Below are 24,593 nucleotides of genomic sequence, written 5' to 3' on the forward strand. Positions count from 1 at the left end.
CATGTCCGCCACCCTGACCGAGCGCTACATCAGCGCCACCATCCGCTCCCTCCCCGCCGAGTCCCAGGAGGACGTGCGCGCCGAGCTCGCCGCCTCCATCGCGGATGCCGTCGAGGCCCGCACCGAACAGGGCGAGGACCCCGAGGCCGCCGAGCGCGAGGTCCTCACCGGCCTCGGCGACCCCGCGGTGCTCGCCGCCGGCTACGCCGACCGACCCCTGCACCTGCTGGGGCCGCGCCACTATCTCACCTGGCGACGCCTGCTGATCCTGCTGCTGTGGATCGTCCCGGCCTGCGCCTTCGTCGGCGTGGGCCTGTCCCAGGCGCTGATCGGCGCCGACGGCGGGACCATCATCGGCCAGGCGATCTCGACCGCGCTCACCGCGGCCGTGCACGTGGCCTTCTGGACCACGCTCGTGTTCGTGATCCTCGAGCGCACCGGCGCGGACGCCGCCGAGACGTGGAGCGTGGAGGACCTGCCCGAGCCGAAGGAGTCCGGCACCGGCCGCGCCGACCTGATCGCCTCCCTCGTGTTCCTCGGGCTCGTGCTCGCCGCGCTCGGCTGGGACCGGCTGATCGGGCTGGTCCGCGTCGAGGGCGACTGGCTGCCGGCCCTGCACCCGGGGTTGTGGCCGCTGTGGACGCTGCTGCTGGTCGCGATCGTCCTGGCCGAGATGGTCCACGCGATCGTGCTGCACGCAAGGGGCCGCTGGAGCACGGGTCTCGCCGTGGCGAACACCGTCCTCGCGCTCCTCTTCGCGGGCTGGGCGCTGGCCCTTTTCGCGAACGACCTGCTGCTGAGCCCGGAGCTGCTCCAGCTGGCCCACACTTCCGGCGACATCGACGCGCAGTCCATGCACACCCTCGGCGTGATCCTGGTGGTCTCGATCCTCGCGGTCGCCGCCTGGGACGTGGTCGACGGGTGGCTCAAGACGCTCCGCGACCGGCGCCGCTGAGCGGCGCGCCGGCCGTCGCCGGCCCGCTCCGCCCGCCGGGGATCAGTCCGCCTGCGGACGATCGAGGCAGACCACGTGGAGGGAGTCCGGGGACCAGCAGTGCCCGCCCGCGGTCCCCGGCACGCCGTGGAGACGGGCGAGATCGCGCCCTCCCGACCCGTCCACCGCACACAGCCGCAGGAGCGGGTCGGCACCGCCTGCACCCTCCTCCCCGGGCGGTCGGCTGACGTAGGCGACCAGCCGACCGTCCGGGGAGACCTGCGGGAAGCGGTTCACGCGCTCGTCGTGGGTGAGCTGCTCGATCCCGGTGCCGTCGGGTCGCATGCGGAACAGCTGCGAATGTCCCGGCGCGGCGGGGTCGCTCTCCGCATCGAAGACGGCCCAGCCGCCGTGCGCGGCGCCCGGCGGATCAGGGGCCGCTCCGGGATCGCGACCGCGGTCGGCCGGAGCGGCCGGACCCCCTCCGGCGCCGGGGACGCGGACGACCCGCGGGGGGATCCAGGTGCCGTCCACGAGCCGACACGCGCCGACGCGGGTGAGGACGACCTCGTCGAGCCCGCCCCCTGCGGCCCCGGTCGCTCCGTCGACGGGGTCCGCCGGGGCCGGGGCCGGGCCGAGCCGCTGCGGCTCCCCTCCCCCGACGGGGATGCCCCACTGCGCGCCGCCTGCGCTCACGATCAGCGTCTCTCCCCCGTCTGGCCAGCTCACGGACTCGAGGAGCAGCTCGGAGGACTCGTGGACGACGGTGGCGCGGCCGGTCTCGACGTCGAGCACCCGGAGCCGGGAGCCTCGGCCCGGAACCCGGGACGAGGGGACCGGGTGTCGCGCCTCATGGCCGGGACTCGCCGGGCCATGCGTCGACGCCTTGCCGTCCGAGCCATCAGCCATGGCGCCTCCCTCGTCGTCGAGTCTGAAGGCCCGCATGCTATGTCCGACCCCGGGGACGAGAGCAGGGATCCGACCGGTCGGACCGGCGGGGCGTTCACCGCTCGGGCTCCCGTCGGTCGAGCGCGGACCGCCCGATGGCTCGGGGTGGGGCCGCCCGGGTCGAACACCCCGCTGCCCGTGTCGACACCTCCCGCTCCCAGGACGCCACGGCTCGGACTCTCAGCGCTCAGAGATCTGTGGTCGCGGTGCCGCCGGCAGGTCGGTCCCCGGTCAGGCGCGCCCTCACGATCTGTGCGACCGCGGCGACCTTCCCACCCGGCACGCCCCAGTACTGCGCGGAGTCCCCGGAGAACCGCAGCAGGCCCAGGTTCTCGTCCTCTGGCCCTTCCGGGAAGTAGGCCTCGGCCGCATCGGTCCAGAGAGCCCGGATCCGAGCGCGGTCGTCCTCGAAAACGGCCTTCCCGGCCACCGAGAGCCAGGTCCCTCCCTCTGCCACCGCGAGGTTCACGGCCGATCCCTGCCTCAGCGCCTCGGCATGCCCGCTGTCGAGGCCCACGAAGAACAGCACGTCCACGTCGTCGCTCACCTCCTGGATCGTCATCGGATGGGAGACCAGCGCACCGTCCCGGAGCGCGGTGGTCAGCATGACCAGCTCTGTCCCTCGCAGGATGCGTACGACGTCGCTCTGTCCGAATTCCTCGATACCGTTCATGATGTTCCTCCCTGTCGTGGTGGTTGCGCCATCGTGGCCTTTCACCGCGTGACGACTCGCGACCCCTGCAACGTACCCATCTCCGCTGCGGGAGGAGGGCTGCCGACCGTTCGGTTCCTCGCCGACTCCTCGCGATACCGGTTCATCGTGCGAACCGCCACCGCTTCGAGCTGGGTCGATGCAGCGTCCGGGGTGTCGCGACCGCTCCGGCGAAGCGCAGCTGACCGAAAGAGCGCTCGGACAGCACGAGGTGCCGTAACGTGCAGCGAATGAGCACCACTCTCGAAGGCTCCGGCGCGTGGCGCCCTCGGACGACGGGCCGCGAGTCGATCGCGGTCGGGGTCTCCGCCGCGATCGGCCGCACGCCGCTGGTCCGCCTGGACCGGCTCTTCCCGGAGTCCGGCATCGAGATCCTCGCAAAGCTGGAATCCGCCAATCCGGGAGGCAGCACCAAGGACCGGCCTGCGCTGGCGATGGTGCGCGATGCCATGGCCTCGGGCAGACTGCGCCCAGGCGGCACGGTCGTCGAGTCCAGCTCGGGGAATCTCGGTGTGGCTCTGGCGCGAGTGTGCCTCGAGCACTCTGTGCGCTTCGTCTGCGTGGTGGACTCGCGCACGAACGGGACCGCCGTCGCGGCGATCCGGGCCCTCGGAGGACGCATCGAGATGGTGACGGACCCCGATCCGGAGACCGGCGACCTCCTCACAGCTCGACTGCGTCGCGTCGAACGACTCCTCTCGGAGATCCCGGGGGCCGTGAACCTCCACCAGTACGGCAACCCTGCGAACCCGGCCGCCCATGAGGACGGGACCATGCGGGAGATCGCCGAAGCCACCGGCCACCGGCTCGACGTGCTGATGGTCGCGGTGAGCACCACCGGCACCCTCGCCGGATGCAGCGCCTACCTCCGACGCACCTCGATGGACACGACCACGGTCGCCGTGGACGCGGAAGGGAGCGTGCTGTTCGGAGGGACCGCAGCCCCTCGCCCTCTGCCCGGCCTCGGCGCCGGAGTGGTCACGGACATCTCCCGCACGGTCGACCCGGACCGGGTCGTCCGCGTCAGCGGGCTCGACTGCGTGGTCGGCGCGCGCCTTCTCGCCGAGCGCGAGGGCATCCTCGCCGGCGCCTCGACGGGAGGCATCGTGCACGCGCTGGGAACCCTCGTGTCGGACCTCGCCCCTGGGAGCCGGGTCGCCCTGATCGTCCACGACAGCGGCGTCCCCTACCTCGGCACCGTCTACGACGACAGCTGGGTGCGCACGACGCTGCACGCCGGTCCCTCCGACGTCGCCACCGCGACCACGGCCCTGCGGACCCTCGCCCGCCGTGGTTGAGGGCGCTCCGACGAGCGATCAGCCGCTCTCCCTGGCCGTCGTCGGCGACGGCCCCAAGGCGCTGTTCGCGCTCGAGGAGCTGTGCGCCCAGCTCAGCGACGCCGCATGCCACGACTCCCTCCGAGCCCTCGAGATCACCATGGTCGCCCCGGGGCCGGTCGAGGGGACCGGCGCCGCCTACGACGTCACCCAACCGCACTCCCTGCGACTCAACGTCGACGCCGCTCTGCTGGACGTCCCGGCGACCGGGACGAGCCCGTCGTTCCGCGACTGGGTCGCCGCAGCTCATCCCACCCTCGTCTCCGCGACCTACCCGCCGCGCGCCGTGGTCGGCGAGTACCTCCATGCGCGGTGGCGCCGGGTGCTGGCGGACATGGCCCGGACCGGGGTGACGGCGAGGACCGTGAGCGATCGGGCGGTGTCGCTCCGGCGCACGGCCGGGGCTTGGGAGATCGTGACCGAGAGCCACGGCGCGCTCCCGCCGGTGGAGGAGATCCTGCTCGCCACCGGACATGCCGCGGAACACTCCGGTGCCCTGGCCCGCACCTGGTCCTCGACCATCCCGCTGCGTCCGGCGGTGCTGCCCGCCGCGGAGATGCTGGGTTCTCATGACGTCCCGCCCGGCGCGCGGGTGGCGCTGCGCGGCAGCGCCCTGACGTTCATCGACGCCGCCCTCGTGCTCACCCTCGAGCGCGGCGGGCGCTTCACCCCGCGCGCCGACGGCGTCCCCGGCCTCCTCCACCGGCGCGGCTCCGAGGAGCCGCTGGTCCTCCTGCCCACGGCGCGCCACGGCCGCCTCCTGGACGCGAAGCCCGACCCTCGGCTCCCCCTGCCGGCCGGGGTGAGCCGTGCCGTCGCCGAGGGATCTCGACGACTGGGCCCCACCGAACGGACCGACGTCGGCCCCGACGCCGTGATCGACCTCGTCCTGGGCGTCGCCACGGCCGCCCTCGCTGCGACGGGGACGGATCCCCACCTCGGGCGAGAGGCGGTCGAAAGCGCACTGGCCTCGGGATCCGACCCGGATCTGCACCGCGGACCGGGCCACGCCGAGGACGCCCTGCGACGGAGCGTGGAGATCGGCCGAGGCGGACGGGCCCCCGGCCCCGCATGGATCCTCGGACGCGTCTGGGCAGGGCTCTACCGCCCCCTCACGCTCGCGGTCCGCGGTTCCGCGGCCCCCGCCGAGGAATGGGCTCGCTTCCGTCGGGCCTCCCAGGTGCTCGAGAGGTTCGCGTTCGGCCCTCCCCTCGAGGTCGCGGAGATGCTGCTGGCCATGATCGGGTCCGGGGCGCTGGACCTCTCCTGGGTGGACGCCGGGACCCGGATCACCGCGTCGGGCATCGAGGGCGCCCCGCCCGGTCACGCCCCTCCGGACGTCGTGGTCGATGCCGTGCTGGCGCCGCCGGGGATCGTGGGGATCCTCGACCCGCTCTCGCGAGCATTGGTGGACCAGGGGCTGGTGGAGGTGCGACCGGCACGCCGCGGCGCGGCCGTGGATCACGACGGCACTGCGCTCGCCGGGGACCGTCCCGGCGGCCGGAGCCTGCGGCAGGAGGGCGTCGCCCTGCTCGGGCGCCCGACGGAGGACCACGTCATCGGACACGACACCCTGAACCGGCACCTCCACGACGAGCCCCGTCTCTGGGCGGCGCGGATCACCTCGAGACTGCGCCGCACCGACGCCGAGCCCTCGGCCCCTCCCCGACCGACCACGACCACCACCCCCGAGCGGAGAATCGGTTCGCGATGACCAGACCTGCCCCCTCTTCCTCGACCGCGGCGGACCCCACCGCCGATCATCCGCCCGGAGACACCGAGGCCCTGCGACGCCGCTGCGGCGGGCTCCCCCCGCTCAGCGCCCGTCTCGAGCCGTGGATGCGAGAGCTGCTGGCGGATCGTCGAGCCTGCTCCGCACTGATCGAGGAGTACGGCAGCCCGGTGAACGTCCACGAGTTCTCGGCCCTGGCCCGCAACGCCTCCGAGCTGGAGTCCGCGGCCGCCCGTCACGGCGTGCCGCTGAGGATCTTCGTCGCGCGCAAGGCGAACAAGACCCTGGGCCTGGTCGAGTCCGCCAGACGCGCCGGTCACGGGGTGGACGTCGGGAGCCACCGGGAGCTGTCCCAGGTGCTCGACCAGGGGTACGCGCCCGAGGACGTCGTGGTGACCGCCGCTGTGAAGCCACCGGAGCTGCTGCGCCTCGCCCGCGACACCGGTGTCGTGCTGGTGCTCGACAACCTCGACGAGGCCGAGGCTTTCCTGCAGGTCGCAGCGGAGAACACGACCGGTGGGCCGCAGCCCGTCGCGCTCCGCCTCGCACCGACCCCGGCCAGCGGCGTCGCCCCCACACGATTCGGGGAGTCCGCGGCGACCTGGCAGCACTGGGCCGATCACGCCCGGACCTCCGCCGCCGGCCTCAGGATCGACGGAGTCCATTTCCATCTCCACGGCTATGCCGCGCAGCACCGCGCCCTGGCCCTCGACGAGGCGCTCCGTCTCGGCGATGCGCTGCGCGACCTCGGGCACGACCTTCGGTTCATCGACATCGGCGGGGGCGTCCCGATGTCCTATCTCGACGACGGCGGTCAGTGGGATGCGTTCTGGACAGCGCACGATGCGTCGACGAGCGACGGCGCCGACGCGGTCACGTGGCGCGGGGAGCCCCTGCGCCAGGTCTATCCGTATCACCAGGAACCGGTGCGCGGGGAGTGGCTCGACCAGGTGCTGGGCACACGGCTCCCCACCGGGGAGACCGCAGCCGTCGCGCTGAGGGAGCGAGGTCTGGAGCTGCGCTGCGAACCCGGCAGAGCGCTGCTCGACGGATGCGGCATGACGCTGTCCCGCGTCGTGCAGCGCACCACGACGAGCGATGGGGTGCCGCTCGTCGGGCTCGAGATGAATCGGACCCAGTGCCGATCCACGTCGGACGACTTCCTCGTCGATCCGCTGCTGGTCCCCGGCGACGGTCCACGCTCTGCGCCGCTGCACGCGTTCCTCGTCGGGGCGTACTGCATCGAGGCGGAGCTGATCCTGCGTCGACGGCTCGACTTCCCGCAGGGTGTCGCGATCGGTGACCTTCTCGCCTTCCCGAACACTGCCGGGTACCTGATGCACATCCTCGAGAGCGCGTCCCACCAGATCCCGCTGGCCTCGAACGTCGTCCTCGGTCCTCAGGGCCCCCGCCGCGACGCCATCGACGCCGTCTCCCCACTGCGGCCATGGGCGCAGGAGTCCGCCCCAGCGGCCGAGCGGGCATCCGGATCCGCCGCGGCCATCTGACTCTCGCAGGTGAGCGCGACGCTGACGCAAGGACGCTCGAGCAGCCCACCTGGCGGACTACGCCTCCTGCTCGTCCCGCGCAGGCTGCGGGACCTGCTGCGACGCCGCCCAGCTGGCGAGCAGGCGCAGCCGCTCGGCGCTGGTCGAGCCGGGCTCGGCGGTGTAGACGAGCATGACCCGGCCGGGCTCGGCGGTCACCGCCAGCTCCTCGTAGGCGAGCGCGACCTCTCCCACCACGGGGTGGACGAAGCGCTTGGTGCCCGCGCCGTGGGTGCGCACGTCGTGCGCGCCCCAGAGCCGCCGGAAGGTCTCCGAGCAGGTGGACAGCTCTCCCACCAGCTCCTGCATCACGGGGTCGTGAGGGTCGCGCCCGGCCTCGGCCCGCATGATCCCCACGCACATCTCGGCGAACCACTCCCAGTCCGGGTAGAAGTCGCGCGAGGCGGGATCGAGGAACTGGAAGCGGGCGAGGTTCGGCACCCTTCCTCCGGCCCCCTCCTCGCCCAGCAGCGGCGAGTAGAAGGCACGGCCCAGCGCGTTGACCGCGACCATGTTCTGGTGCTGGTCGCGCACGAAGGCGATCGCACCGGTCAGCGAGTCCATCATCCAGCGGGTGCTCTCCCGCACCGGCGCGGCCCCGCAGCTGCGGGGCCGGCGGGTCCGGCCCGAGGTCGGGATCCCGTCGGCCGCGCGGGCGAGATCGAGCAGGTGGCGACGCTCGGTCTCGTCCATGCGCAGGGCGGTGGCGAGGGCGTCGAGCACCGCGGCAGAGGCGCCGGCGATCGCGCCGCGCTCGAGCTTGGCGTAGTACTCGACGCTGACCCCGGCGAGCTCGGCGGCCTCGCTGCGGCGCAGCCCCGGCACGCGTCGGGCACCGCCGGTGGGCAGGCCCACCTCCTGCGGGGTGACCTTTGCGCGGCGCGACATGAGGAACTCGCGGACCTCGGCTCGGTTGTCCATGGCGACACGATAGGCCGCGCCCGGTGGCGCCGCGCCGCCCGTGAGGTGCCCTGTCGGTACGCCCCTCCGCAGGGACTCCCCCGCCTCTCGCGACGGGAGTGGACTGGTCCACGTACCCGAACCGAAGGAGAACCCCCATGCGCGCAGTCATCATGCACGCCCCCGGCGACGTCCGCGTCGAGGACCGCGAGGACCCGCGGATCATCGAGCCGACCGACGCCGTCATCCGCCTCGCCGCCACCTGCATCTGCGGCTCCGACCTGTGGCCGTACCGCGGCGCCGACGCCCCCGACCACCAGCACATGGGCCACGAGTACGTGGGCGTCGTCGAGGAGGTCGGAGACGAGGTGAGCACCCTCGAGGTGGGCGACTTCGTGGTCGGCTCCTTCGTGATCTCCTGCGGGAAGTGCGAGATCTGCCGCGAGGGCCATCCTTCCCGCTGCGTGCACGCGATCTTCGTCGACGGGCAGATCGGCACCCAGGCCGAGAGGGCCCGGATCCCGTTCGCCGACGGCACCCTGGTGAAGACCCCCGGCATGCCCGACCCGGACCTGATCCCCTCGCTGCTGGCCGCCTCCGACGTGCTGGGCACCGGCTGGTTCGCGGCCGACGCCGCCGGCGCCGGACCGGGCCGGACCGTCGCCGTGGTCGGCGACGGCGCGGTGGGCCTGATGGGCGTGCTGGCCGCCCGGCAGATGGGCGCCGAGCGGATCATCGTCTTCAGCCGCCACCCCGAGCGGCAGGCCCTGGCCCGCGAGTACGGGGCCACCGACATCATCGAGGCCCGCGGCGACGAGGGCGTCGCGGCGCTGAAGGAGCTCACCGGCGGGCTCGGCGCGCACTCCACGATCGAGGCCGTCGGCACCCAGGAGTCGATGATGCAGGCGATCCACGCCACACGCCCCGGCGGCGCGGTGGGCTTCGTGGGCGTCTCCCACGACGTGCAGATCCCCGGGGACGAGCTGTTCTTCTCCGCGGTCCATCTCCACGGCGGGCCCGCCCCGGTGCGCCGCTACCTGCCCGAGCTGATCGACCTGATCTGGCGTCGCGAGATCGATCCGGGGAAGGTCTTCGACCTCACGCTCCCGCTGGAGGACGCAGCCGAGGGCTACGCCGCGATGGACGAGCGGCGGGCGACGAAGGTGCTGCTCACGCTCTGAACGGCAGGGGCCAGGCGCGGCGACGGGACGGCCTCCCGTCGCCGCTCCCGGCCGTCGTGCGGCCCCGGCCATCGCACGGCCATCGCCCCTGGGCCTCCTCCGCCCCGGGCCTCGCTCAGCCCTGCGGGGCGAGCGCGGCGACCGCCGCGTCGGCGTCGGCCATGACGAGCGCGCCGTGCAGGTGCGCGCCGGCGAGCGCCCCGGCCGCGGCGGACGCCCCGACCTGCGCGGTGGGGTCCGCGGCGTTCCCGGCGACCCACACGCCGGGCACCTCGGTGGTGCCGGCCTGGCCGGTGGCGACCTTCTGCCCCATCCCGGCGGGCAGCTCCTCGAGGGCGAGCCCGAGGCCGTCCAGCCCGTCCAGGCGCGGGGTCATCCGGGTGCCGGCGGCGAGCACGGAGCGCGCGACCACCTCGCCGCTCGCGAGGCGGACACCGGTGATCCCGCCGTCGGGCCCGGCGAGGACCTCCTGGATCTCGGTCTCGTGCACGGTGACGCCGAGCGCGGCGAAGCGCTCGCGGGCGGCGGGGTCGAACTCGACGCCTGCGGCGAAGACCTCGACGTCCTCGCTCAGCGCGCGGAACATGAGGGCGAGATGGGCATGGAAGGGCAGGCTCGCGATCACGCCGATCGCCCGGTCGCGCACCTCGTAGCCGTGGCAGAAGGGGCAGTGGACGAGGTTGTGACCCCAGTGCTCGGCGAGGCCGGCGATCTCCGGCAGCTCGTCGCGGATGCCGGTGGCGACCAGGGCCCGGCGCGCGGTGAGGGCGCGCCCGTCGGCCAGGGTGATCTCGAAGCGCAGGTCCCCGTCGGCCGACGGGTCGACGGCGCGGGCGGAGGCGACCTCGCCGCGGACGACGAGCCCTCCGTACTGCCGCACCTCGGCCCGGCCCCGGGCGAGGAACTCCCCGGGCGCCGTGCCCTCGTTGCCGAGCAGGCCGTGGATCCCCTCGGCGGGGGCGTTGCGCGGGTGGCCTGCGTCGAGGACGACGACGCTGCGGCGGGAGCGGGCGAGCATGAGCGCGCCGTTCAGCCCGGCGGCGCCGCCACCGATCACGACGGCGTCGACGAGCGTCTCGGGCAGCGGGTCGGAGTGCGCCGGGTCGGCGGCGAGCGGGCTGGTCTGCGTCGTCCCGGGCAGGGACGGGGCGGCGTGCTGGTCATGGCCGGTCATGGCGGGGTCCTCTCGGTCGGGTGCTGCGCCCCTCGGCGGGGCGATGGCTCCACCCTGGACCGACTTGCCCTGTCTGCATACACTCTTGCTCATGTCGCAAGGAACGACGGAGCTCGACGACCTGGTGCGCAAGAGGCTGCGTGCGCTGCGCCTCGCCCAGGGGCTCACGCTCGACGATCTCGCCGGCCGCACCCACCTCAGCGCCTCGACGCTCTCGCGGATCGAGAGCGGCGGGCGGCGCCTGGCCCTGGACCAGCTGGTGGGCCTCTCGCGCGCCCTGGACACGAGCCTCGACGAGCTCGTGGCAGTGCAGGGCGAGCAGGTGGTCTCGAACCCGGTGAAGGACCACGGCATGGACGCGCTGCGCTGGCAGATGCGCCGCTCCCCCGACACCGTGATCCTGCGCCGACGGGTCGTGGACCCGCCCCCGGATCCCGCGCGGATGCGCGCCCACATCGGCCAGGAGTGGCTGGTGGTGCTCTCGGGGACGCTGATCCTGCAGCTCGGCGCTCAGCGCCATCGCATCACGAGCGACCAGTGCGCGGAGTTCGACACCCTGGTCCCCCACGCCTTCGGCGCCGAGGGCGGTCCGGCCGACGTGCTGCTGATCGTGGACCGGGCCGCCGGCCGCGGCCACCACGACGAGGCGCGGGCCGACGGCAGGTCGTGACGCACTGGGTGACGCACCCCCGGGAATAAACCCCTGGACATCTCCGTTGATGACCCCGTAGCGTGCAGAGCTCCGGATGATGGCCCCAGCCGTCGTCGGATGTGCGAGCCTCCCGGCCGGACCCGCCACGACGGCGACGCCCCGGCCCTCGCACCGCGTGCAGCGCGAGCAGCCCGCCCCAGCGGGCGCCGCGAGCACCCCGTCACATCGCAGCGGCATCGACAGCCCTGCGCGGCGGGACACGGATGCCTCGCTCCGCCCCGGCGGAGCTGCCGCATGCACACCCACCCGGCACCGTGCCGGACACAGACATCACGTCGGCCGTGCGCCGACATCGAAGGAGAAGCACCATGACGAACACTCGACGCCAGCACCATCGACCTCAGCCCCATCTCGTCGTCTTCCGCGACCAGAGCGCCGGGCTGCGCTACCTCTCCCGCTCCACCCGCACCTCGGAGCACTCGACCACCTGGGAGGACGGGAACATCTATCCCGTCATCGAGGTGGACCTCTCCTCCGCCGCACATCTGGAGCGCAACGGAGGCCGTGCCGTGAAGGAGGAGCAGGCCCGACGCACACTCGTCGGCACCTCGGCCTGACGCTCCGCGGCGCCCGTCGCCTCGCGGCGACGGGCGCCGCGACCAGCAGCGACATCAGGCCGGTCCACGCGGGAATACGCGAACGCCCTGCGTCGTTGACCCTTCAGTCATCGACGCGGTGAGGAGATCGCCATGCAGAAGAACATCCACCCTCAGTACCGACCCGTCGTGTTCCGGGACCGGAGCGCCGGGGAATCCTTCCTGACCAACTCGACCCGCACCTCGGACAAGTCCGTGACCTGGGAGGACGGCCGGGAGTACCCGGTGATCGACGTCGAGGTCTCCTCGGCCTCGCATCCGTTCTGGACCGGTCGCGGCACGGTGCTGGACACCGCCGGGCGCGTCGAGCGCTTCCGCCGCCGCTACGCCGACAAGGTGCTCCCGGCGAGGACCGCGACCGCCTGAGGGCCCCACACCGCCGTGACGGGCGGCGCACCCGCACATGCTGAGAGCCGTGACCCGGCGCCGACGAGCAAGCTCGTCCGGCCCGGGTCGCGGCTCTCGTCGTCGGCGGGACCGTGCGACCGGACTCGCCGCCAGCAGCGCGGGGTGCTGGTCCCGGCCAGGCACGTGGCCTGGACGGGTGCGGTGTGCACCGCGCTGCGGATCGTGGTGGCGGCGGTGAGCGTGGGCACGCTGCTCACCCTCGTGGTCCTCACCCACCGCGGCCGCGCCCGACGCGCCGTCCCGGCAGCCTGAGCACGCCCATGGACCCGCTCACACCCTGGCGTCCCGCTCCCCGAGCCAGGGTGCGAGGGGGTCCTCGGCGCCGAGCCACGGTGCGAGGCCTCGCGCCCATTCCTGCGGGGTGAGCAAGCTGCGGGCGAAGGCGTCCCGCACCCGCGGCAGGTCCTCGGGGTCCTGACCGGTGACGACGAGCCGCGTGGTGGGCAGCTCGGAGTCGGTCCGCCAGACGGCGCCGATGGAGACCTGGCCGCCCGCGCCGTCCCACTGGCAGATGCTGTCCGGGCGGTCCGGCACCCAGAAGCGGCCGCGCCCGCGCAGGCGCCCGCCGCCGAGCGCTTCGATGTTCTCGAGCAGCCGGCCCGGATGGAAGGGCCGCTCGCAGAGCAGGTCGAGGGTCCAGGTGCCGTGGTCGGTGGGGCCGCCGTAGGGCTCGACGTACCGCGCGTCGCGGCGACGCAGACCGGCAGTGTGGTCGAGCCGGCCGCCGAGCACGTCCTGCACGGTCGCGACGAAGGGGTCGTGGAGGAGCCGCTGCTCGGGGGCGCGCAGGTGCTCGGCGAGCTCGGCCCCGGCGCCGTCCGCGTCGCCGGAGAGCACGAGCAGGTCGGAGTACTCGAGCTGGGCGGCGAGCGCCTCGCCGACGGAGCGGGCGTCGCCGTCGGCCCAGCGCAGCCCGCGCTCGGCGAGCGTCGCGTCGCCCAGGAGGTCCTCGGAGGCGGTGCCGGCCGCGGCGAGCGCGACCGCGGAGGCGAGGTGCCAGGCGTCCTCGTGGGGACGCAGCGTGCCCGCCACGATCGACGGGTCGGCGCTCAGCGGCGGGGCGAGCAGGATGCCGGCCGCCCCGGGGAGCCCGGCGAGGCGGGCGAGGGTCGGCACAGCGTCCTCGCGCATGGCGCAGGAGACGCAGGGGTGGGCGAGGTCGACCAGCTCGTCCTCGCGCACCCCGTCGGCCGCGACGACGAGGCGACGCAGGGCGGAGGAGTCCTCGACGACCTCGTAGCGCAGGGCGAGGAGCCCCTCGCCGTCCAGGAGGAGGCTCGCCACCAGGGCGTCGCGCAGCACCTCGTCGAGCGCCGTGACGACGGCGACAGGGCGGGAATGCCGAGCCCCCGGGAGGGGTTCGGGGGAGACGGGCATCGAGGAGCGGCTCTCGGGCATGGGTCCTGCACTTCCTGCTTGACGATAATCATTCTCATTACTAGTATCACTGCTCATGTCCCAGCGCTGTCAAGTCACCGGAGCGGTCCCCCGCTTCGGGAAGTCCGTGTCCCATTCGCACCGCCGCACCTCGCGACGCTTCGACCCCAACGTGCAGACGAAGAGGTTCTTCGTCCCCTCGCTCGGTCGGACCGTGCGCCTGCGCGTCTCCGCCCGGGGGCTGCGCACCATCGACCGCCGCGGGATCGAGGCGGTCGTCGCCGAGATCCGCGCCCGCGGAGAGAAGATCTGAGAGGAAACCCCTTATGGCCAGGAAGAACGACATCCGAGGCGTGATCAAGATGCGCTCCACCGCCGGCACCGGATACACGTACATGACCACCAAGAACCGACGGAACACCCCCGACCGGCTTGTCGCGCGGAAGTTCGACCCCCGCGTGCGCGAGGTCGTCGAGTTCCGCGAGGAGCGCTGATGGCGAAGACCTCGAAGATCGCCGCCGACGCACGGCGCCGCGAGACCGTGGCCCGATACGCCGAGCAGCGTGCGGCCCTGAAGCGGACGATCAAGGACAAGCAGGCGACCACCTCGGAGAAGGTGATCGCCCGCCGCGCCCTGCAGCGCCTGCCGCGCGATGCGAGCCCCACCCGACTGCGGAACCGCGATGCGATCGACGGCCGCCCGCGCGGGTTCCTGCGCACCTTCGGGCTCTCCCGGGTGCGCTTCCGCGAGGCCGCCCACCGCGGCGAGCTGCCGGGCGTGACGAAGTCCAGCTGGTGAGCTCCGGCTCGCCCCACCCCATCCTCTGAAGGAGGACATCCCATGAAGCCGTCCATCCATCCCGACTACCGGCCCGTCGTCTTCCGCGACGCGAGCGCCGACTTCTCCTTCCTCACCCGCTCCACAGCCACCTCGGAGCGCACCATCACCTGGACCGATGGCCAGGAGTACCCGGTCATCGACGTGGAGGTCTCCTCCGCCTCGCACCCCTTCTACACGGGGCAGTCCAAGGTGCTGGACACCGCCGGTCGCGTGGAGCGCTTCCGCCGCCGCTACGGGCAGGCGACGCGATGAAGGTCCGCTCCTCGCTCCGCTCCCTCGCCGCCCGCCCCGGCGCCCAGGTGGTGCGCCGCCGCGGCCGCCTCTACGTCATCAACAAGAAGGAGCCCCGCTTCAAGGGCCGGCAGAAAGGCTGATCGACGTGCTGCGAGGAACGAGCGGCAGGAGAACAGCGATCAGGAAGGGGAAGGTGCTTCGGCGAGCGCCTCGGTCGTCCGGGGCGCGAGCCGCCCCGCCATCACCCGGTAGCCCTCGGGCGTGGGGTGCAGCTGGTCGCCGAGCAGGTGCACCTCCTCGGCGGTGATGATCTCGGTCCCGTCGACGGCCGTGAGCAGCGGGTCCTCGGCCGGGAACAGTTCCGCGCCCCGAGGGACGATCCCCCGGAGGCGGCTTGCACCGGGACCGCGCGACCTCAGACCTGCCCGCCGTCGAAGTACTCCCTGATCTCGTCCGCCACCGGCGGCACCTCGAGCGGCACGCCACCGGAGCGGATCGACTCCGCGCCGCGCACCCCGGTCGCCACCGCCTCGCGCGCCGCGATCACGGAGACCTCGGTGCGGCCGCCGCTGCGGGCGAAGCGCAGGAACTCGGCGACGAGGCTCGGATCGGCGCCGCCGTGGCCGCCCTCGGCGCGGGCGATCACCTCGACGTCGTCGGGCCGGCCCGGTCCGGAGCGGCGCGAGGTCCACAGGTGGATCTGGTCGCCGGCGCCGTCGCCCATGTTCTCGATCCGTCCGGCGTCCCCGATCACGGTGTAGTTCCGCCAGTAGTCGGGGGTGAAATGGCACTGCTGGTAGGAGGCGAGCACGCCGTTGTCCAGCGTCATCTGCAGCATCGAGATGTCCTCGACGTCGACGACGGGGTTCAGCTCCTTCTGCGCGGTGGGCGGCCAGATGTCCTCGTCGTACCACTCCCCCATGCGGCGGTCCGAGTTGTCGCGGCGGTCGGTGATGCCGCCGTAGACCGCGAGGTCACCGATGCCGGAGACGCGACGGGTGGAGCCGCCGGCGAGCCAGTGGATCACGTCGATGTCGTGGGCGCCCTTCTGCAGCAGCAGGCTCATGGCCTTCTCCCGCTCGACGTGCCAGTCCTTGAAGTAGAAGTCGCCGCCGGTGCCCACGAAGTGGCGGCACCAGATCGCGCGGACCCTCCCGATCCGGCCGGAGTCGACGATCGCCTTCATCTGCCGCACCACGGGCATGTGCCGCATGTTGTGGCCGATGTACAGTCGCGCCCGCTTCTCCTTCGCGAGCTCGAGCATCGCGTCGGCGTCCTCGAGGGAGATCGCCATCGGCTTCTCGCAGAAGGTGGGGATCCCGGCGGCGAGGGTCTGCCGCGCGATGCCGGCGTGCGCGTAGTCGGGGGCGAGGATCATCACCGCGTCGACCTCGTGCGCCTCCAGCATCTCCTCGACGGAGCGGGCGGTCGCCACGTCCTCGCCGAAGCGCTCGCGGGCGAGGGCCCGGCCGCGCTCGGCGGGGTCGGCGACGACGGTGACGCGGGAGCCCTCGCCGGGGCGGTGGGCATGGGAGGCGAGCTCGGAGCGGGCGCCCATGCCGATCACGCCGATGCGCAGGTCAGGGGTCGGGGTCACGGTGATCAGCTCTCCTCGGTGGTGGGGTGGGCGTGGGCGGCACGTCCGAAATGGTGCGACTCGGCGAGCACGAAGCGCGTCGGCCGACGTTCGAGGTCCAGCAGCAGCACCTCGTTGCGTCCGGCGCGCAGGAGCGGGGCGGGGACGTAGAGCGTCTGCTGGGGCGGCGCAGGCGGTGCCGCCACTGCGCGGGGTGGACGCGGAAGTAGTGCAGCGCGCCGGAGACGATCATGTGCGGCTCCCCGTGACGGAGCAAGCCCTCGGAGGTGGGGGTGAGCGCGGCGGGCATCCTCGTCGATCCTCTCGGCGGTGAATCGGTTTTCGCCAGTCTGTCAGCCGACGCGCGTGGGCGCGAACCGCTCCGGCGCATCAGCCCTCCCGTCGGCCCGCTGCTTCGGGCCCGGACCCGGCCGGAATCAGCCCCGGTCGGGCTCAGTCCCCATCGGACAGTTCTGACAGGAGCGCCTCCATGCGCTCCTCACGGGTGTCGCGCAGCGCGCGGGCCCAGGCGGGGTAGAGGAAACCCGGCAGCGGCAGCGGGGCGGTCAGGCGATAGAGCATCGGTACGACCAAGAGCCCCATCGCGCCGACGACGAGGAGGCGCAGGGCGTTCCACTCGGGGATCGCTCCGACCGCAGCGACGCAGAGCAGCATCGCACCGGCCGTCGGCAGGCCGAGGAGCACACTGCGCTCGGCCTGCCAGTCCTCCGACCAGGGATCCATCCAGCGGCTCATCAGCACCGGCCTGCCCACCCGAAACCACAGCGAGAGCGCGATCATCAGCAGGCCCGCCAGGCCGACGACAAGGGGCACCACCAGGCCGTTCATGGACGACATCCTCGCAGACAGGGAGGAGAACGCCGGCCCGCCCTCATCTCGTCTGCCGCGGATCCCCGACCCAGCCGGCCACCAGCGGCGCGCGGGTCGTGCGCTCATAGGCCACGAAGAGGAACGGCCGGTCCAGGACGAGCTCCTTCGGCTCGGCCGGGGCCGCGGTCGTGCCGGCCATCGCTGCGGTCGCGGCCGCGGCCTCCATGCCCTCCTCGTCGACCGTGATCACCGCCTTCTGCAGGATCTCGGTGATCACCAGGTCCTCCTCGGCGGTGATGCCGGAGAGGTCCGCCGCCTCGGAGAAGACGTCGGTCATCCCGAGGCCCTGCAGCACCGCCACCAGGGAGGAGTCCCAGGCGATGTCGAAGGGCGGCACGGCGAGGTCGACCTGCTCGGAGGAGTCCTCGAGCCCGTCGAGCAGCCCGCCGAGGCCCGCCGCGGGTGTGCCCGCGACCTCGGCCCAGGCGTCCATCGTCTCCCCGACGCTCCCGGCCGGCTGGATCAGCGCGAGGGCGAGCTCGCCGCCGGCGGCCGCGAGCGCGGTGGCGCGGCACACCGAGTCCTCGAACCAGGCGGAGCTGCTGCCGTGGAGCAGCTCGACGGAGAGCTCCTCGCCCTCGTCCGTGGTGAAGGTGCCGCCGCGGCGCTCGAGAGGGCTGGGCCAGGCGGCCTTCAGATGCAGGGCGTTCACGAGCACGGCGCGGGTGCGGTCGGAGAGTGCCTGCTCGGGCACGAGGTCCTCGATGAGGTCGTCCGTCTGCTCGGCCACCCAGTCGTTGATCCGCTCACGGCCCTTCTCGCGCGCCGCCTCGTCGAGGAAGTCGATCTGGAACACGCCGCTGCCGAACCATTCGGCGAGGCCGTCGAGGAAGCCCTGCTCGACCGTCATGCTCTCCTGCAGCCAGGTGCTGCTGACGAGGGAGGCGACCGCAGGCTCCGGCCCCTCGGGATCATCCTCCTCCCGGGCCGCGTCCCCCACGGCGGCGAGCACCGAGGAGAGCGTGTTGGCGGTGGTGGCGAGCTCGTCGACGGTGCCGCCGAGCACCTCCTCCATCTGGGCGAGAGTGTCCCCCGCGGCGCCCAGCGCGGCCATGGTCAGCACGGTCTGCGCCGAGAGCGGGGAGCAGACGGCGTTGACCGGCTCGCGGTCGATGCCGGCGAGCAGGTGGGCGGCGAAGGGGACGACGCGCCGGCCGAGCCCGTCCGTCTCGCCGGGCTTACGACGGGGCAGCTCGGCCACGAGGTCGGGCTCCATGTCGTCGCCGACGATCCCCTCGAGCGCGCCGCAGCCCGACAGCCCGGCCCCGGCCAGGGGCAGCGCCGCCGCCGCGGCGAGGACGGAGCGTCGGGGCGGGGCGTGGACGAAGCGCCGCCGCGGCGGGGAAGGGAGCCGGTCGGCGGCCGGCGCGGGGCGTCGGGCGGGGACGGGGGCGGGGCCGCGGGAGGAGCTCATCCCTCCATCCAAGAGCACCCGGAGCCGTCCCGCCACCGGGTGCGGGAAACCGGCGTGCCGGAAGAGTGGCGGACGGGTCGCGCACCGACACCGCCGTGCCACAGGGCCGGGCGGGGCCGCGGAGGGGCACAGCCGCGCCACGTGGCGGCCGCCGCAGGGGCGGACGGGCGCTCGGCAGCACGACGTGGCATATATGGCACGTCGTGCTGCCAGGAGCCCGCGCGGTCACCCCCGGGGCCGCGCAGTGCAGGGCGGCAAAGGGGTGCGGGCGGCGATGCCCGACGGGAGAGCTCTGGCACGAGAAGGGCGGCACGCGCCGGCGCATCTGCCGGTGCGTGCCGCCCTCGCTGCGGGACTGTCCGGTGGATCAGCCCTTGACGGAGCCCTCGGTGAGGCCGCCGCGCCAGAAGCGCTGCAGCACCAGGATGAGGATCGCCAGCGGGATCACCGACAGCAGCGCGCCGCCGGTGGTGAGCTGGTAGAACTCCGGCAGGCGATCGGTCTGGGCCCGCCAGTTGTCCAGACCCAGGGTGATCGGGTACAGCTTCTCGTCGGCCAGCATGACCAGCGGGAGCATGTAGTTGTTCCAGATCGCGATGAACTGGAACAGCAGGATCGTCACGATCGCGGGGGTCAGCTGCGGCAGGGCCAGGCGGTGGAAGAGTCCGATCTCGTTCACGCCGTCCAGACGACCCGCCTCGAGCATCTCGTCGGGCACCGCGGCGCCTGCGTAGATCGAGGCGAGGAAGAGCCCGAAGGGGCTCACCAGCGAGGGGATCAGCACCGCCCAGTAGGTGTTGGTGATCCCGATCGAGCTGAACAGGAAGAACAGCGGCAGCGCCACGGCCGTGCCCGGCACGAGCACGCCGCCGAGGACGAGCCCGTAGACGAGGCCACGGCCGCGGAAGCGGTACTTGGCCAGGGCGTATCCGGCGGCGACCGCGAAGTAGGTCGCGAGCACGGAGCCGACCCCGGAGTACAGGATCGAGTTCAGGGCCCAGCGGGGGAAGATCCCGCCGTTGGCCGTGAGCACGGACTGGAGGTTCTCCCACAGCTGGAAGTTCTCGCCGAACCAGAACCCGCTGGTGCCGAAGAGGTCCTCGGTGGACTTGGTGGCGTTGATGACCACCCAGTACACCGGCACCAGGAAGTACACGGCGACGATCGCGAGGATCGCGGTGACGATGATCGTGGTGGTGGGCTTGCGGCCCGCGTCGCGGCTGCCCGCGCGGCCGTCGCCGCGGGCGGCCCTGGCCGCGTTGCCGAGCGGCTTCGCGCGGTGGGTGGGTGCGTTGTCGGTGGTGCTCATCGGCGCTTCTCCATCCAGTTCGAGATCCCCAGCGCGAGGGCCGAGAACAGGAAGGCGGCGACCGCGATGATCACGGACTGCGCCGCGGCCATGCCGATGTCGTTGTACTGGAACGCGAAGGCATAGGCGGACATGTTCGGGGTGTACTCCGAGGTGATCCCCGCGCTCATGGTCTGCAGCAGGCGCGGCTCGGCGAACAGCTGCAGGGTGCCGATGATCGAGAAGATGATCGTGAGCATCAGGGCGGGGCGGATCAGCGGGATCTGGATCGAGCGGGCCACCCGGAAGGAGCTCGCCCCGTCGATCTTCGCGGCCTCGTACAGCTCGCCGGGGATGGCCTTGAGCTGCGCGACGATGATCAGCATGTTGTAGCCGGTGTAGGTCCAGGTCACGATGTTCGCGATGGACCACAGCACCATGTTCGGGCCGAGGAATTCGACGGTGATGCCGACGGCGCCGAGCACGTCCACGATCGGGGACAGCCCCGGGATGTAGAGGAAGGACCACAGGATCGTGGCGATCACGCCGGGGATGCCGTAGGGCAGGAAATAGGTGGCGCGGAAGAAGCCGGGCCACTTCGCCGAGGCGCTCTCGAGCAACAGGGCGAGGATCGTGGCGGCCACGATCATCACCGTCACCTGCACGACGCCGAACAGGACCATCCGCCCGATCGAGGCGATGAAGTTCGCGTTCGTCAGCGCGGCGACGTAGTTCTCCAGGCCGGCGAAGACGCTGTCCACACCGGCTTCGCCGAGCAGGCCCAGGCGCTCGACGCGCGTGAAGCTGTAGCCGATCGCCATGATGATCGGGACGATCATGGTCCCGATGAACAGCACCAGGAACGGTGCCAGCAGCAGCCAGGGGGCGCTCTTGCCCTTCATCGTGCCTCCTCCGCGTTCAGACCGATGGTGCGCATGATCTCGACGATCTCCTTCTGCGCAGTGGCGAACATGTCCGCGAGCGGGACCTCGCCGGTGACGGCGGTGGTCATGCCGTCGCCGATCAGCGCCTGGACGCGCTGCATGAGCGGCGCCCAGGTCCAGTCGAGGTTCTGCCCGGCGGCCATCGGGACGATGACCTCCTCGTTGTAGTTCTGGCCGGAGAAGAAATCGCTGGGCTGCTGCCGCTTCTCGCCGATGTAGTCGGCGGCGGGCGACCAGCCGATGCCGGAGTACTCGATCATCGCGTCGATGCCGGCGGGGTCGGTGCACATCCAGGTGAGGAACTCGAGCGCCTCGGCCGGGTGCTTCGAGTTGGCGAGGATCGCGGCGGCGGAGCCGCCGTGGCCGCCGGAGGCGTAGCCGTCGGGCCAGGTGGGCATGGGCGCGACGGCCCACTTGCCGGAGCCGCCGGGCACGGTCTCGTTCAGCGCGTCGGACCACGAGCCGCTGATCGAGGCGAGCACCTTCCCGTCGGCCGCCGCGGCGTACCAGGGGGTGGTGTAGGAGCCGTAGCCGGTGCCGACCAGGCCCTCGTCGAAGATGCCGTCCCAGAACTCGGCCACGCGCATCGAGGCCTCGTCCGTCATGTCGACGATCCAGCCGTCGCCCTCGGGCCGGAACCACACGGCGCCGGACTGCATGACCCAGCCGATGGGGTGGGAGCCGTCGGAGGGGTCGAGGCTGATGATCTGCTTGCCGGCCTCGGAGACGATGCCGGCGGTCTCGCGGAACTCGTCCCAGGTGGAGGGGAAGGTCAGGCCCAGCTCGCCCTCGAGCACCTCGCGGTTGTAGAAGCTCGCCATGGGGCCGGTGTCCTGCGGGACGCCCCAGATGTTCTCGCCCACCTTCGCCTGGCTGATCGCGCCGGGGTCGAAAGCGGACTCGTCCTCGTCGAAGCCGTAGCGGCTGAGGTTCACCAGCGCGCCGGCGAGCGCGAACTCGGGGATCTGGCGCAGCTCGACCTGGGCGATGTCAGGGCCTCCGCCCGCGGCGACCGCGGAGAGGATCTTCGCGTAGCCGCCGGTGTTGCCGCCGGGGATCCAGGTGGCGTCGACCTGGATGCGGTCCTGGGAGGCGTTGAAGACGTCGAGGACCTTCTGCAGGTCCTTCAGCCAGGCCCAGTAGGTCAGATGGACCTTGCCGTCAGCGGCGGGGATGGTCGGTTCGGCGTTGACCTCGCCGGGGTTGGGCGGCGCACAGGCCGCGAGGCCGGCGGCGAGCGCCGCACCACCTCCGACCAGCGCCGATCGTCGTGACAAGCGGGGGTTCATCGCAGGTCATCACTCCTCGTCCTTGAGTGCACCGCGGTCGCGGGCGTGATGTGCTCGGGGGCACAGATACATCGTGAACGTTCACGACCCGTTTGTCCACCCCGGGGCGCGAGCGGCGCGCGACCGCCGCACGGGCGAGCTCGCGCCCGGCGAAGATGCCGCATAGTCTACCGCTGGTCAACATTCGCGGGAACTGCGAGGACGCTCCCGACGGGCGAGCGCACGCCGACCTGCGCGCCCTGGCCGCACCACCGCCAGCGTGTCCCACCTCACTCCCCCGCCGCGGAGCCCGTCGGTCGACGGGAACACCCGGCACCCCGGTGGTAGCGTCCCCCGTCGGCGCCACGGCGGCGCCGTTCCCCGCCCGCGCGCCACCTCCTCCTCCTCGACGTCGCGGCACGCCTCCCCGTCGCAAGGAGACCCTTCATGGTCGACCTCAGACTCGACGCGCAATGGATCGACTACGCGATCATCGCGCTCTACTTCGTCTTCGTCCTCGGTGTGGGCTGGTACGCCAAGCGCGGCGTCTCCACCTCCATCGAGTTCTTCCTCTCCGGCCGCTCGCTGCCCGCCTGGGTCACCGGCCTCGCCTTCGTCTCCGCCAACCTCGGCGCGGTCGAGATCATGGGCATGTCCGCCACCGGCGCCCAGTACGGCATGCCGACGATGCACTACTTCTGGGTGGGCGCGATCCCCGCCATGCTGTTCCTCGGCGTGGTGATGATGCCCTTCTACTACGGCTCGAAGGTGCGCAGCGTCCCCGAGTTCATGCGCATGCGCTTCGGCACGGGGGCGCACCTCGTCAACGCGATCTCCTTCGCGGTGGCGCAGCTGCTGATCGCGGGCGTGAACCTCTCGCTGCTGGCCACGATCGTCAACCGCCTGCTGGGCTGGCCGATGTGGGTGGGCCTCATGCTCGCCGCCGCGTTCGTGCTCTTCTACATCACCGTCGGCGGCCTCTCCGCCGCGATCTACAACGAGGTGCTGCAGTTCTTCGTGATCGTCGCGGCGCTGCTGCCGCTGACGCTGATCGGCCTGCACCGCGTGGGCGGCTGGTCCGGGATGAAGGAGCGCATCGCCGGGGACGGGATGCTCGGCTCCGAGCAGCTGCACTCCTGGCCCGGCCAGGCCCTCTCCGGCTTCGACTCCCCCGTGCTGTCCGTGATCGGCATCGTGTTCGGCCTGGGCTTCGTGCTCTCCTTCGGCTACTGGACCACGAACTTCGTCGAGGTGCAGCGTGCGATGGCGTCGAAGTCCATCACCGCCGCGCGGATGACCCCGATCATCGGCGCCTTCCCGAAGATGTTCATCCCCTTCATCGTGATCATCCCCGGCATGATCGCCGCGGTGCTGGTCGGGGAGCTCACCGAGTTCAAGCAGCTCGACCACGCGGGCGACGCCTCGGGCGCTGCTGCGACGGGCGTGAACTACAACGACGCCCTGCTGCTGCTGATGCGGGACGTGCTCCCCAACGGCCTGCTCGGCGTCGCCATCGCGGGCCTGCTCGCCGCGTTCATGGCCGGCATGGCCGCGAACATCTCCGCCTTCAACACGGTGGTCTCCTACGACCTCTACCAGCAGTACGTGAAGAAGGACGCGCCCGACGACCACTACACGAAGGTGGGCCGGCTCGCGACGGCCGCGGCCTGCGTCATCGCGATCTTCACCGCGCTGATCGCCGCGCAGTTCTCCAACCTGATGGACTACCTCCAGACCCTGTTCGGCTTCTTCAACGCGCCGCTGTTCGCGACGTTCATCCTGGGCATGTTCTGGAAGCGGATGACGCCGACGGCCGGCTGGACGGGCCTGGTCGCGGGCACGCTCTCGGCCGTGATCCTGTGGGGCTCCTCGACCTTCCTCGGGGTCTTCTCCCTGCCCGGCCAGGGCCTCGCGTTCATGAGCGCGGCGACCGCCTTCGTGGTCGACATCGTGGTCTCGGTCGCGGTCACCCAGATCACCGCCCCGAAGCCCGCCCACGAGCTCAAGGGACTGGTCTACTCGGAGACGCCGAGGGCCGATCTGGTCGACCCCGAGGAGAAGGACATGCCCTTCTGGCGCCGCCCGGTGCCGATGGCGGGCATCGCCCTCGTCCTGGTCATCGCCCTGAACTTCATCTTCGCCTGAGCGCACGGAGGAGAGACACCATGAACACACCCACCGGATCCGCCGGGCAGGACCTCCCCGCGGACGCGACCGTGCAGACCGCCGGCGCCTTCGACATCCGCAACTTCATCGGCACGCTGCTGGGCCTGTTCGGCCTGGTGCTCGTGGTGATGGGGCTGTTCGCCTTCGGCCCCGAGGAGGCCGCGAAGACCGACGGCCTGAACGCGAACCTCTGGGCCGGGATCGCCATGGTCGTCGTCGCGGCCGCGTTCCTGATCTGGACGCGCCTGGACCCGATCCGCATGGTCGTGCGGGACAACGAGGACGGCGCCGAGGAGCCCCACGACATCTCGGCCCTGGACTGATCCCGCCGCCGCGTCCGCACGAAGGGGACGTGAGCGACACGCTGCGCGGCTGAGCTCCGCGGCGTGCCGCTCACGTCCCCTTCCTGCAGG

The 24,593-nt window shown here is 72.3% G+C and carries 27 protein-coding genes and 1 pseudogene; 15 read left to right on the plus strand and 13 right to left on the minus strand.

Annotated elements, in window-relative coordinates; all coding sequences use genetic code 11:
• Position 1: 1 nt before the first annotated feature.
• Positions 2–955: a permease prefix domain 1-containing protein gene (locus Y09_RS08300; protein ID WP_053917294.1), complete on the plus strand. Its 954-nt coding sequence runs from the start codon at positions 2–4 to the stop codon at positions 953–955.
• A gap of 42 nt (positions 956–997) precedes the next feature.
• On the opposite strand, the gene Y09_RS08305 is transcribed toward Y09_RS08300, so the two are convergent.
• Positions 998–1,729: a hypothetical protein gene (locus Y09_RS08305; RefSeq protein ID WP_053917295.1), complete on the minus strand. Its 732-nt coding sequence runs from the start codon at positions 1,727–1,729 to the stop codon at positions 998–1,000.
• Positions 1,730–2,069: 340 nt separating this feature from the next.
• Positions 2,070–2,555 carry a pyridoxamine 5'-phosphate oxidase family protein gene (locus Y09_RS08310; protein ID WP_010550703.1) on the minus strand — a complete coding sequence of 162 codons (486 nt, stop codon included), beginning with the start codon at positions 2,553–2,555 and terminating at the stop codon, positions 2,070–2,072.
• Between the two features lie 269 nt (positions 2,556–2,824).
• Here Y09_RS08310 and Y09_RS08315 point away from each other — a divergent pair, with 269 nt between their 5' ends.
• Genes Y09_RS08315 through Y09_RS08325 form a run of 3 tightly spaced genes read left to right on the plus strand, consistent with a single transcriptional unit; the run spans position 2,825 to position 7,171 of the window.
• Complete coding sequence (locus tag Y09_RS08315; protein ID WP_082358707.1) at positions 2,825–3,892, plus strand: pyridoxal-phosphate dependent enzyme; 1,068 nt, start codon at positions 2,825–2,827, stop codon at positions 3,890–3,892.
• On the plus strand, positions 3,885–5,645 hold the full coding sequence (locus tag Y09_RS08320; RefSeq protein WP_053917296.1) for an FAD/NAD(P)-binding protein: 1,761 nt from the start codon (positions 3,885–3,887) through the stop codon (positions 5,643–5,645). Before Y09_RS08315 ends, Y09_RS08320 begins: the two co-directional genes overlap by 8 nt.
• The gene (locus Y09_RS08325) at positions 5,642–7,171 is read left to right on the plus strand and encodes an alanine racemase (RefSeq protein WP_053917297.1); all 1,530 of its coding nucleotides are present in this window, start codon (positions 5,642–5,644) and stop codon (positions 7,169–7,171) included. The genes Y09_RS08320 and Y09_RS08325 overlap by 4 nt, the downstream gene beginning before the upstream one ends.
• Before the next feature lie 57 nt (positions 7,172–7,228).
• Here the strand turns inward: Y09_RS08325 and Y09_RS08330 are convergent, their stop codons facing one another.
• The gene (locus Y09_RS08330) at positions 7,229–8,131 is read right to left on the minus strand and encodes a helix-turn-helix transcriptional regulator (RefSeq protein ID WP_053917298.1); all 903 of its coding nucleotides are present in this window, start codon (positions 8,129–8,131) and stop codon (positions 7,229–7,231) included.
• Between the two features lie 137 nt (positions 8,132–8,268).
• On the opposite strand from Y09_RS08330, the gene Y09_RS08335 reads away from it, so the two are divergent.
• Positions 8,269–9,291 carry a zinc-dependent alcohol dehydrogenase family protein gene (locus Y09_RS08335; protein ID WP_053917299.1) on the plus strand — a complete coding sequence of 341 codons (1,023 nt, stop codon included), beginning with the start codon at positions 8,269–8,271 and terminating at the stop codon, positions 9,289–9,291.
• 115 nt (positions 9,292–9,406) lie between these two features.
• Here the strand turns inward: Y09_RS08335 and Y09_RS08340 are convergent, their stop codons facing one another.
• Positions 9,407–10,465: an NAD(P)/FAD-dependent oxidoreductase gene (locus tag Y09_RS08340; protein ID WP_148639587.1), complete on the minus strand. Its 1,059-nt coding sequence runs from the start codon at positions 10,463–10,465 to the stop codon at positions 9,407–9,409.
• 91 nt (positions 10,466–10,556) lie between these two features.
• Here Y09_RS08340 and Y09_RS08345 point away from each other — a divergent pair, with 91 nt between their 5' ends.
• From Y09_RS08345 to Y09_RS08355, 3 genes are all read left to right on the plus strand, one after another.
• Positions 10,557–11,135 (plus strand): helix-turn-helix domain-containing protein, encoded by a 579-nt coding sequence (locus Y09_RS08345; RefSeq protein WP_053917300.1) that lies wholly within the window; start codon positions 10,557–10,559, stop codon positions 11,133–11,135.
• 350 nt (positions 11,136–11,485) lie between these two features.
• On the plus strand, positions 11,486–11,734 hold the full coding sequence (locus tag Y09_RS08350) for a hypothetical protein (RefSeq protein ID WP_053917301.1): 249 nt from the start codon (positions 11,486–11,488) through the stop codon (positions 11,732–11,734).
• 132 nt (positions 11,735–11,866) lie between these two features.
• On the plus strand, positions 11,867–12,139 hold the full coding sequence (locus tag Y09_RS08355; protein WP_010550714.1) for a type B 50S ribosomal protein L31: 273 nt from the start codon (positions 11,867–11,869) through the stop codon (positions 12,137–12,139).
• 312 nt (positions 12,140–12,451) lie between these two features.
• On the opposite strand, the gene Y09_RS08360 is transcribed toward Y09_RS08355, so the two are convergent.
• Positions 12,452–13,579 (minus strand): GTP-binding protein, encoded by a 1,128-nt coding sequence (locus tag Y09_RS08360; protein WP_053917302.1) that lies wholly within the window; start codon positions 13,577–13,579, stop codon positions 12,452–12,454.
• A gap of 55 nt (positions 13,580–13,634) precedes the next feature.
• On the opposite strand from Y09_RS08360, the gene rpmB reads away from it, so the two are divergent.
• Genes rpmB through ykgO form a run of 5 tightly spaced genes read left to right on the plus strand, consistent with a single transcriptional unit; the run spans position 13,635 to position 14,773 of the window.
• A complete protein-coding gene (gene rpmB, locus Y09_RS08365; RefSeq protein ID WP_053917303.1) occupies positions 13,635–13,871 on the plus strand; it encodes a 50S ribosomal protein L28 in 237 nt (78 codons plus the stop codon).
• Positions 13,872–13,884: 13 nt separating this feature from the next.
• Positions 13,885–14,052: a 50S ribosomal protein L33 gene (gene rpmG, locus Y09_RS08370; protein ID WP_010550717.1), complete on the plus strand. Its 168-nt coding sequence runs from the start codon at positions 13,885–13,887 to the stop codon at positions 14,050–14,052.
• Positions 14,052–14,357, plus strand: a complete 306-nt coding sequence (gene rpsN, locus Y09_RS08375) for a 30S ribosomal protein S14 (protein WP_053917304.1) — start codon at positions 14,052–14,054, stop codon at positions 14,355–14,357. The genes rpmG and rpsN overlap by 1 nt, the downstream gene beginning before the upstream one ends.
• 42 nt (positions 14,358–14,399) lie before the next feature.
• Complete coding sequence (locus Y09_RS08380; protein WP_053917305.1) at positions 14,400–14,651, plus strand: type B 50S ribosomal protein L31; 252 nt, start codon at positions 14,400–14,402, stop codon at positions 14,649–14,651.
• Complete coding sequence (gene ykgO, locus Y09_RS08385) at positions 14,648–14,773, plus strand: type B 50S ribosomal protein L36 (protein WP_053917306.1); 126 nt, start codon at positions 14,648–14,650, stop codon at positions 14,771–14,773. Before Y09_RS08380 ends, ykgO begins: the two co-directional genes overlap by 4 nt.
• Before the next feature lie 275 nt (positions 14,774–15,048).
• On the opposite strand, the gene Y09_RS08390 is transcribed toward ykgO, so the two are convergent.
• The 8 genes and pseudogenes from Y09_RS08390 to Y09_RS08420 all read right to left on the minus strand — a co-directional run bounded on the left by Y09_RS08390 (position 15,049) and on the right by Y09_RS08420 (position 22,035).
• On the minus strand, positions 15,049–16,230 hold the full coding sequence (locus Y09_RS08390; protein ID WP_082358710.1) for a Gfo/Idh/MocA family protein: 1,182 nt from the start codon (positions 16,228–16,230) through the stop codon (positions 15,049–15,051).
• A gap of 5 nt (positions 16,231–16,235) precedes the next feature.
• Positions 16,236–16,415 carry a hypothetical protein gene (locus tag Y09_RS17855; RefSeq protein ID WP_053917307.1) on the minus strand — a complete coding sequence of 60 codons (180 nt, stop codon included), beginning with the start codon at positions 16,413–16,415 and terminating at the stop codon, positions 16,236–16,238.
• A 20-nt stretch (positions 16,416–16,435) separates the two neighbouring features.
• Positions 16,436–16,600 (minus strand): annotated as a pseudogene (locus tag Y09_RS18220) (hypothetical protein); the annotation flags it as partial.
• A 62-nt stretch (positions 16,601–16,662) separates the two neighbouring features.
• The gene (locus Y09_RS08400; protein WP_053917308.1) at positions 16,663–17,058 is read right to left on the minus strand and encodes a hypothetical protein; all 396 of its coding nucleotides are present in this window, start codon (positions 17,056–17,058) and stop codon (positions 16,663–16,665) included.
• 43 nt (positions 17,059–17,101) lie between these two features.
• The gene (locus Y09_RS08405) at positions 17,102–18,514 is read right to left on the minus strand and encodes a serpin family protein (protein ID WP_053917309.1); all 1,413 of its coding nucleotides are present in this window, start codon (positions 18,512–18,514) and stop codon (positions 17,102–17,104) included.
• 367 nt (positions 18,515–18,881) lie between these two features.
• Entirely contained in the window at positions 18,882–19,823 is a 942-nt protein-coding gene (locus tag Y09_RS08410) for a carbohydrate ABC transporter permease (protein WP_053917310.1), read from the minus strand.
• Positions 19,820–20,704 (minus strand): carbohydrate ABC transporter permease, encoded by an 885-nt coding sequence (locus tag Y09_RS08415; protein WP_053917311.1) that lies wholly within the window; start codon positions 20,702–20,704, stop codon positions 19,820–19,822. Before Y09_RS08415 ends, Y09_RS08410 begins: the two co-directional genes overlap by 4 nt.
• Positions 20,701–22,035, minus strand: a complete 1,335-nt coding sequence (locus tag Y09_RS08420; protein ID WP_053917312.1) for an ABC transporter substrate-binding protein — start codon at positions 22,033–22,035, stop codon at positions 20,701–20,703. The genes Y09_RS08415 and Y09_RS08420 overlap by 4 nt, the downstream gene beginning before the upstream one ends.
• A 426-nt stretch (positions 22,036–22,461) precedes the next feature.
• Here Y09_RS08420 and Y09_RS08425 point away from each other — a divergent pair, with 426 nt between their 5' ends.
• Together Y09_RS08425 and Y09_RS08430 are read left to right on the plus strand one after the other, a co-directional pair.
• On the plus strand, positions 22,462–24,159 hold the full coding sequence (locus Y09_RS08425; RefSeq protein ID WP_053917313.1) for a sodium:solute symporter family protein: 1,698 nt from the start codon (positions 22,462–22,464) through the stop codon (positions 24,157–24,159).
• Between the two features lie 20 nt (positions 24,160–24,179).
• Positions 24,180–24,503: a hypothetical protein gene (locus Y09_RS08430; protein ID WP_010550732.1), complete on the plus strand. Its 324-nt coding sequence runs from the start codon at positions 24,180–24,182 to the stop codon at positions 24,501–24,503.
• The last annotated feature ends 90 nt before the right edge of the window (positions 24,504–24,593 follow it).

Source organism: Brachybacterium sp. SW0106-09, assembly GCF_001293905.1.
Lineage (GTDB): Bacteria > Actinomycetota > Actinomycetes > Actinomycetales > Dermabacteraceae > Brachybacterium > Brachybacterium conglomeratum.

Coding starts and splice junctions, on each gene's coding strand:
- Y09_RS08300 (WP_053917294.1), top strand. CDS start 2: ATGTCCGCCACCCTGACCGAGCGCTACATCAGCGCCACCATCCGCTCC.
- Y09_RS08310 (WP_010550703.1), bottom strand. CDS start 2,555: ATGAACGGTATCGAGGAATTCGGACAGAGCGACGTCGTACGCATCCTG.
- Y09_RS08315 (WP_082358707.1), top strand. CDS start 2,825: ATGAGCACCACTCTCGAAGGCTCCGGCGCGTGGCGCCCTCGGACGACG.
- Y09_RS08325 (WP_053917297.1), top strand. CDS start 5,642: ATGACCAGACCTGCCCCCTCTTCCTCGACCGCGGCGGACCCCACCGCC.
- Y09_RS08330 (WP_053917298.1), bottom strand. CDS start 8,131: ATGGACAACCGAGCCGAGGTCCGCGAGTTCCTCATGTCGCGCCGCGCA.
- Y09_RS08335 (WP_053917299.1), top strand. CDS start 8,269: ATGCGCGCAGTCATCATGCACGCCCCCGGCGACGTCCGCGTCGAGGAC.
- Y09_RS08340 (WP_148639587.1), bottom strand. CDS start 10,465: ATGACCGGCCATGACCAGCACGCCGCCCCGTCCCTGCCCGGGACGACG.
- Y09_RS08345 (WP_053917300.1), top strand. CDS start 10,557: ATGTCGCAAGGAACGACGGAGCTCGACGACCTGGTGCGCAAGAGGCTG.
- Y09_RS08350 (WP_053917301.1), top strand. CDS start 11,486: ATGACGAACACTCGACGCCAGCACCATCGACCTCAGCCCCATCTCGTC.
- Y09_RS08355 (WP_010550714.1), top strand. CDS start 11,867: ATGCAGAAGAACATCCACCCTCAGTACCGACCCGTCGTGTTCCGGGAC.
- Y09_RS08360 (WP_053917302.1), bottom strand. CDS start 13,579: ATGCCCGAGAGCCGCTCCTCGATGCCCGTCTCCCCCGAACCCCTCCCG.
- rpmB (WP_053917303.1), top strand. CDS start 13,635: ATGTCCCAGCGCTGTCAAGTCACCGGAGCGGTCCCCCGCTTCGGGAAG.
- rpmG (WP_010550717.1), top strand. CDS start 13,885: ATGGCCAGGAAGAACGACATCCGAGGCGTGATCAAGATGCGCTCCACC.
- rpsN (WP_053917304.1), top strand. CDS start 14,052: ATGGCGAAGACCTCGAAGATCGCCGCCGACGCACGGCGCCGCGAGACC.
- Y09_RS08380 (WP_053917305.1), top strand. CDS start 14,400: ATGAAGCCGTCCATCCATCCCGACTACCGGCCCGTCGTCTTCCGCGAC.
- ykgO (WP_053917306.1), top strand. CDS start 14,648: ATGAAGGTCCGCTCCTCGCTCCGCTCCCTCGCCGCCCGCCCCGGCGCC.
- Y09_RS08400 (WP_053917308.1), bottom strand. CDS start 17,058: ATGAACGGCCTGGTGGTGCCCCTTGTCGTCGGCCTGGCGGGCCTGCTG.
- Y09_RS08405 (WP_053917309.1), bottom strand. CDS start 18,514: ATGAGCTCCTCCCGCGGCCCCGCCCCCGTCCCCGCCCGACGCCCCGCG.
- Y09_RS08410 (WP_053917310.1), bottom strand. CDS start 19,823: ATGAGCACCACCGACAACGCACCCACCCACCGCGCGAAGCCGCTCGGC.
- Y09_RS08415 (WP_053917311.1), bottom strand. CDS start 20,704: ATGAAGGGCAAGAGCGCCCCCTGGCTGCTGCTGGCACCGTTCCTGGTG.
- Y09_RS08420 (WP_053917312.1), bottom strand. CDS start 22,035: ATGAACCCCCGCTTGTCACGACGATCGGCGCTGGTCGGAGGTGGTGCG.
- Y09_RS08425 (WP_053917313.1), top strand. CDS start 22,462: ATGGTCGACCTCAGACTCGACGCGCAATGGATCGACTACGCGATCATC.
- Y09_RS08430 (WP_010550732.1), top strand. CDS start 24,180: ATGAACACACCCACCGGATCCGCCGGGCAGGACCTCCCCGCGGACGCG.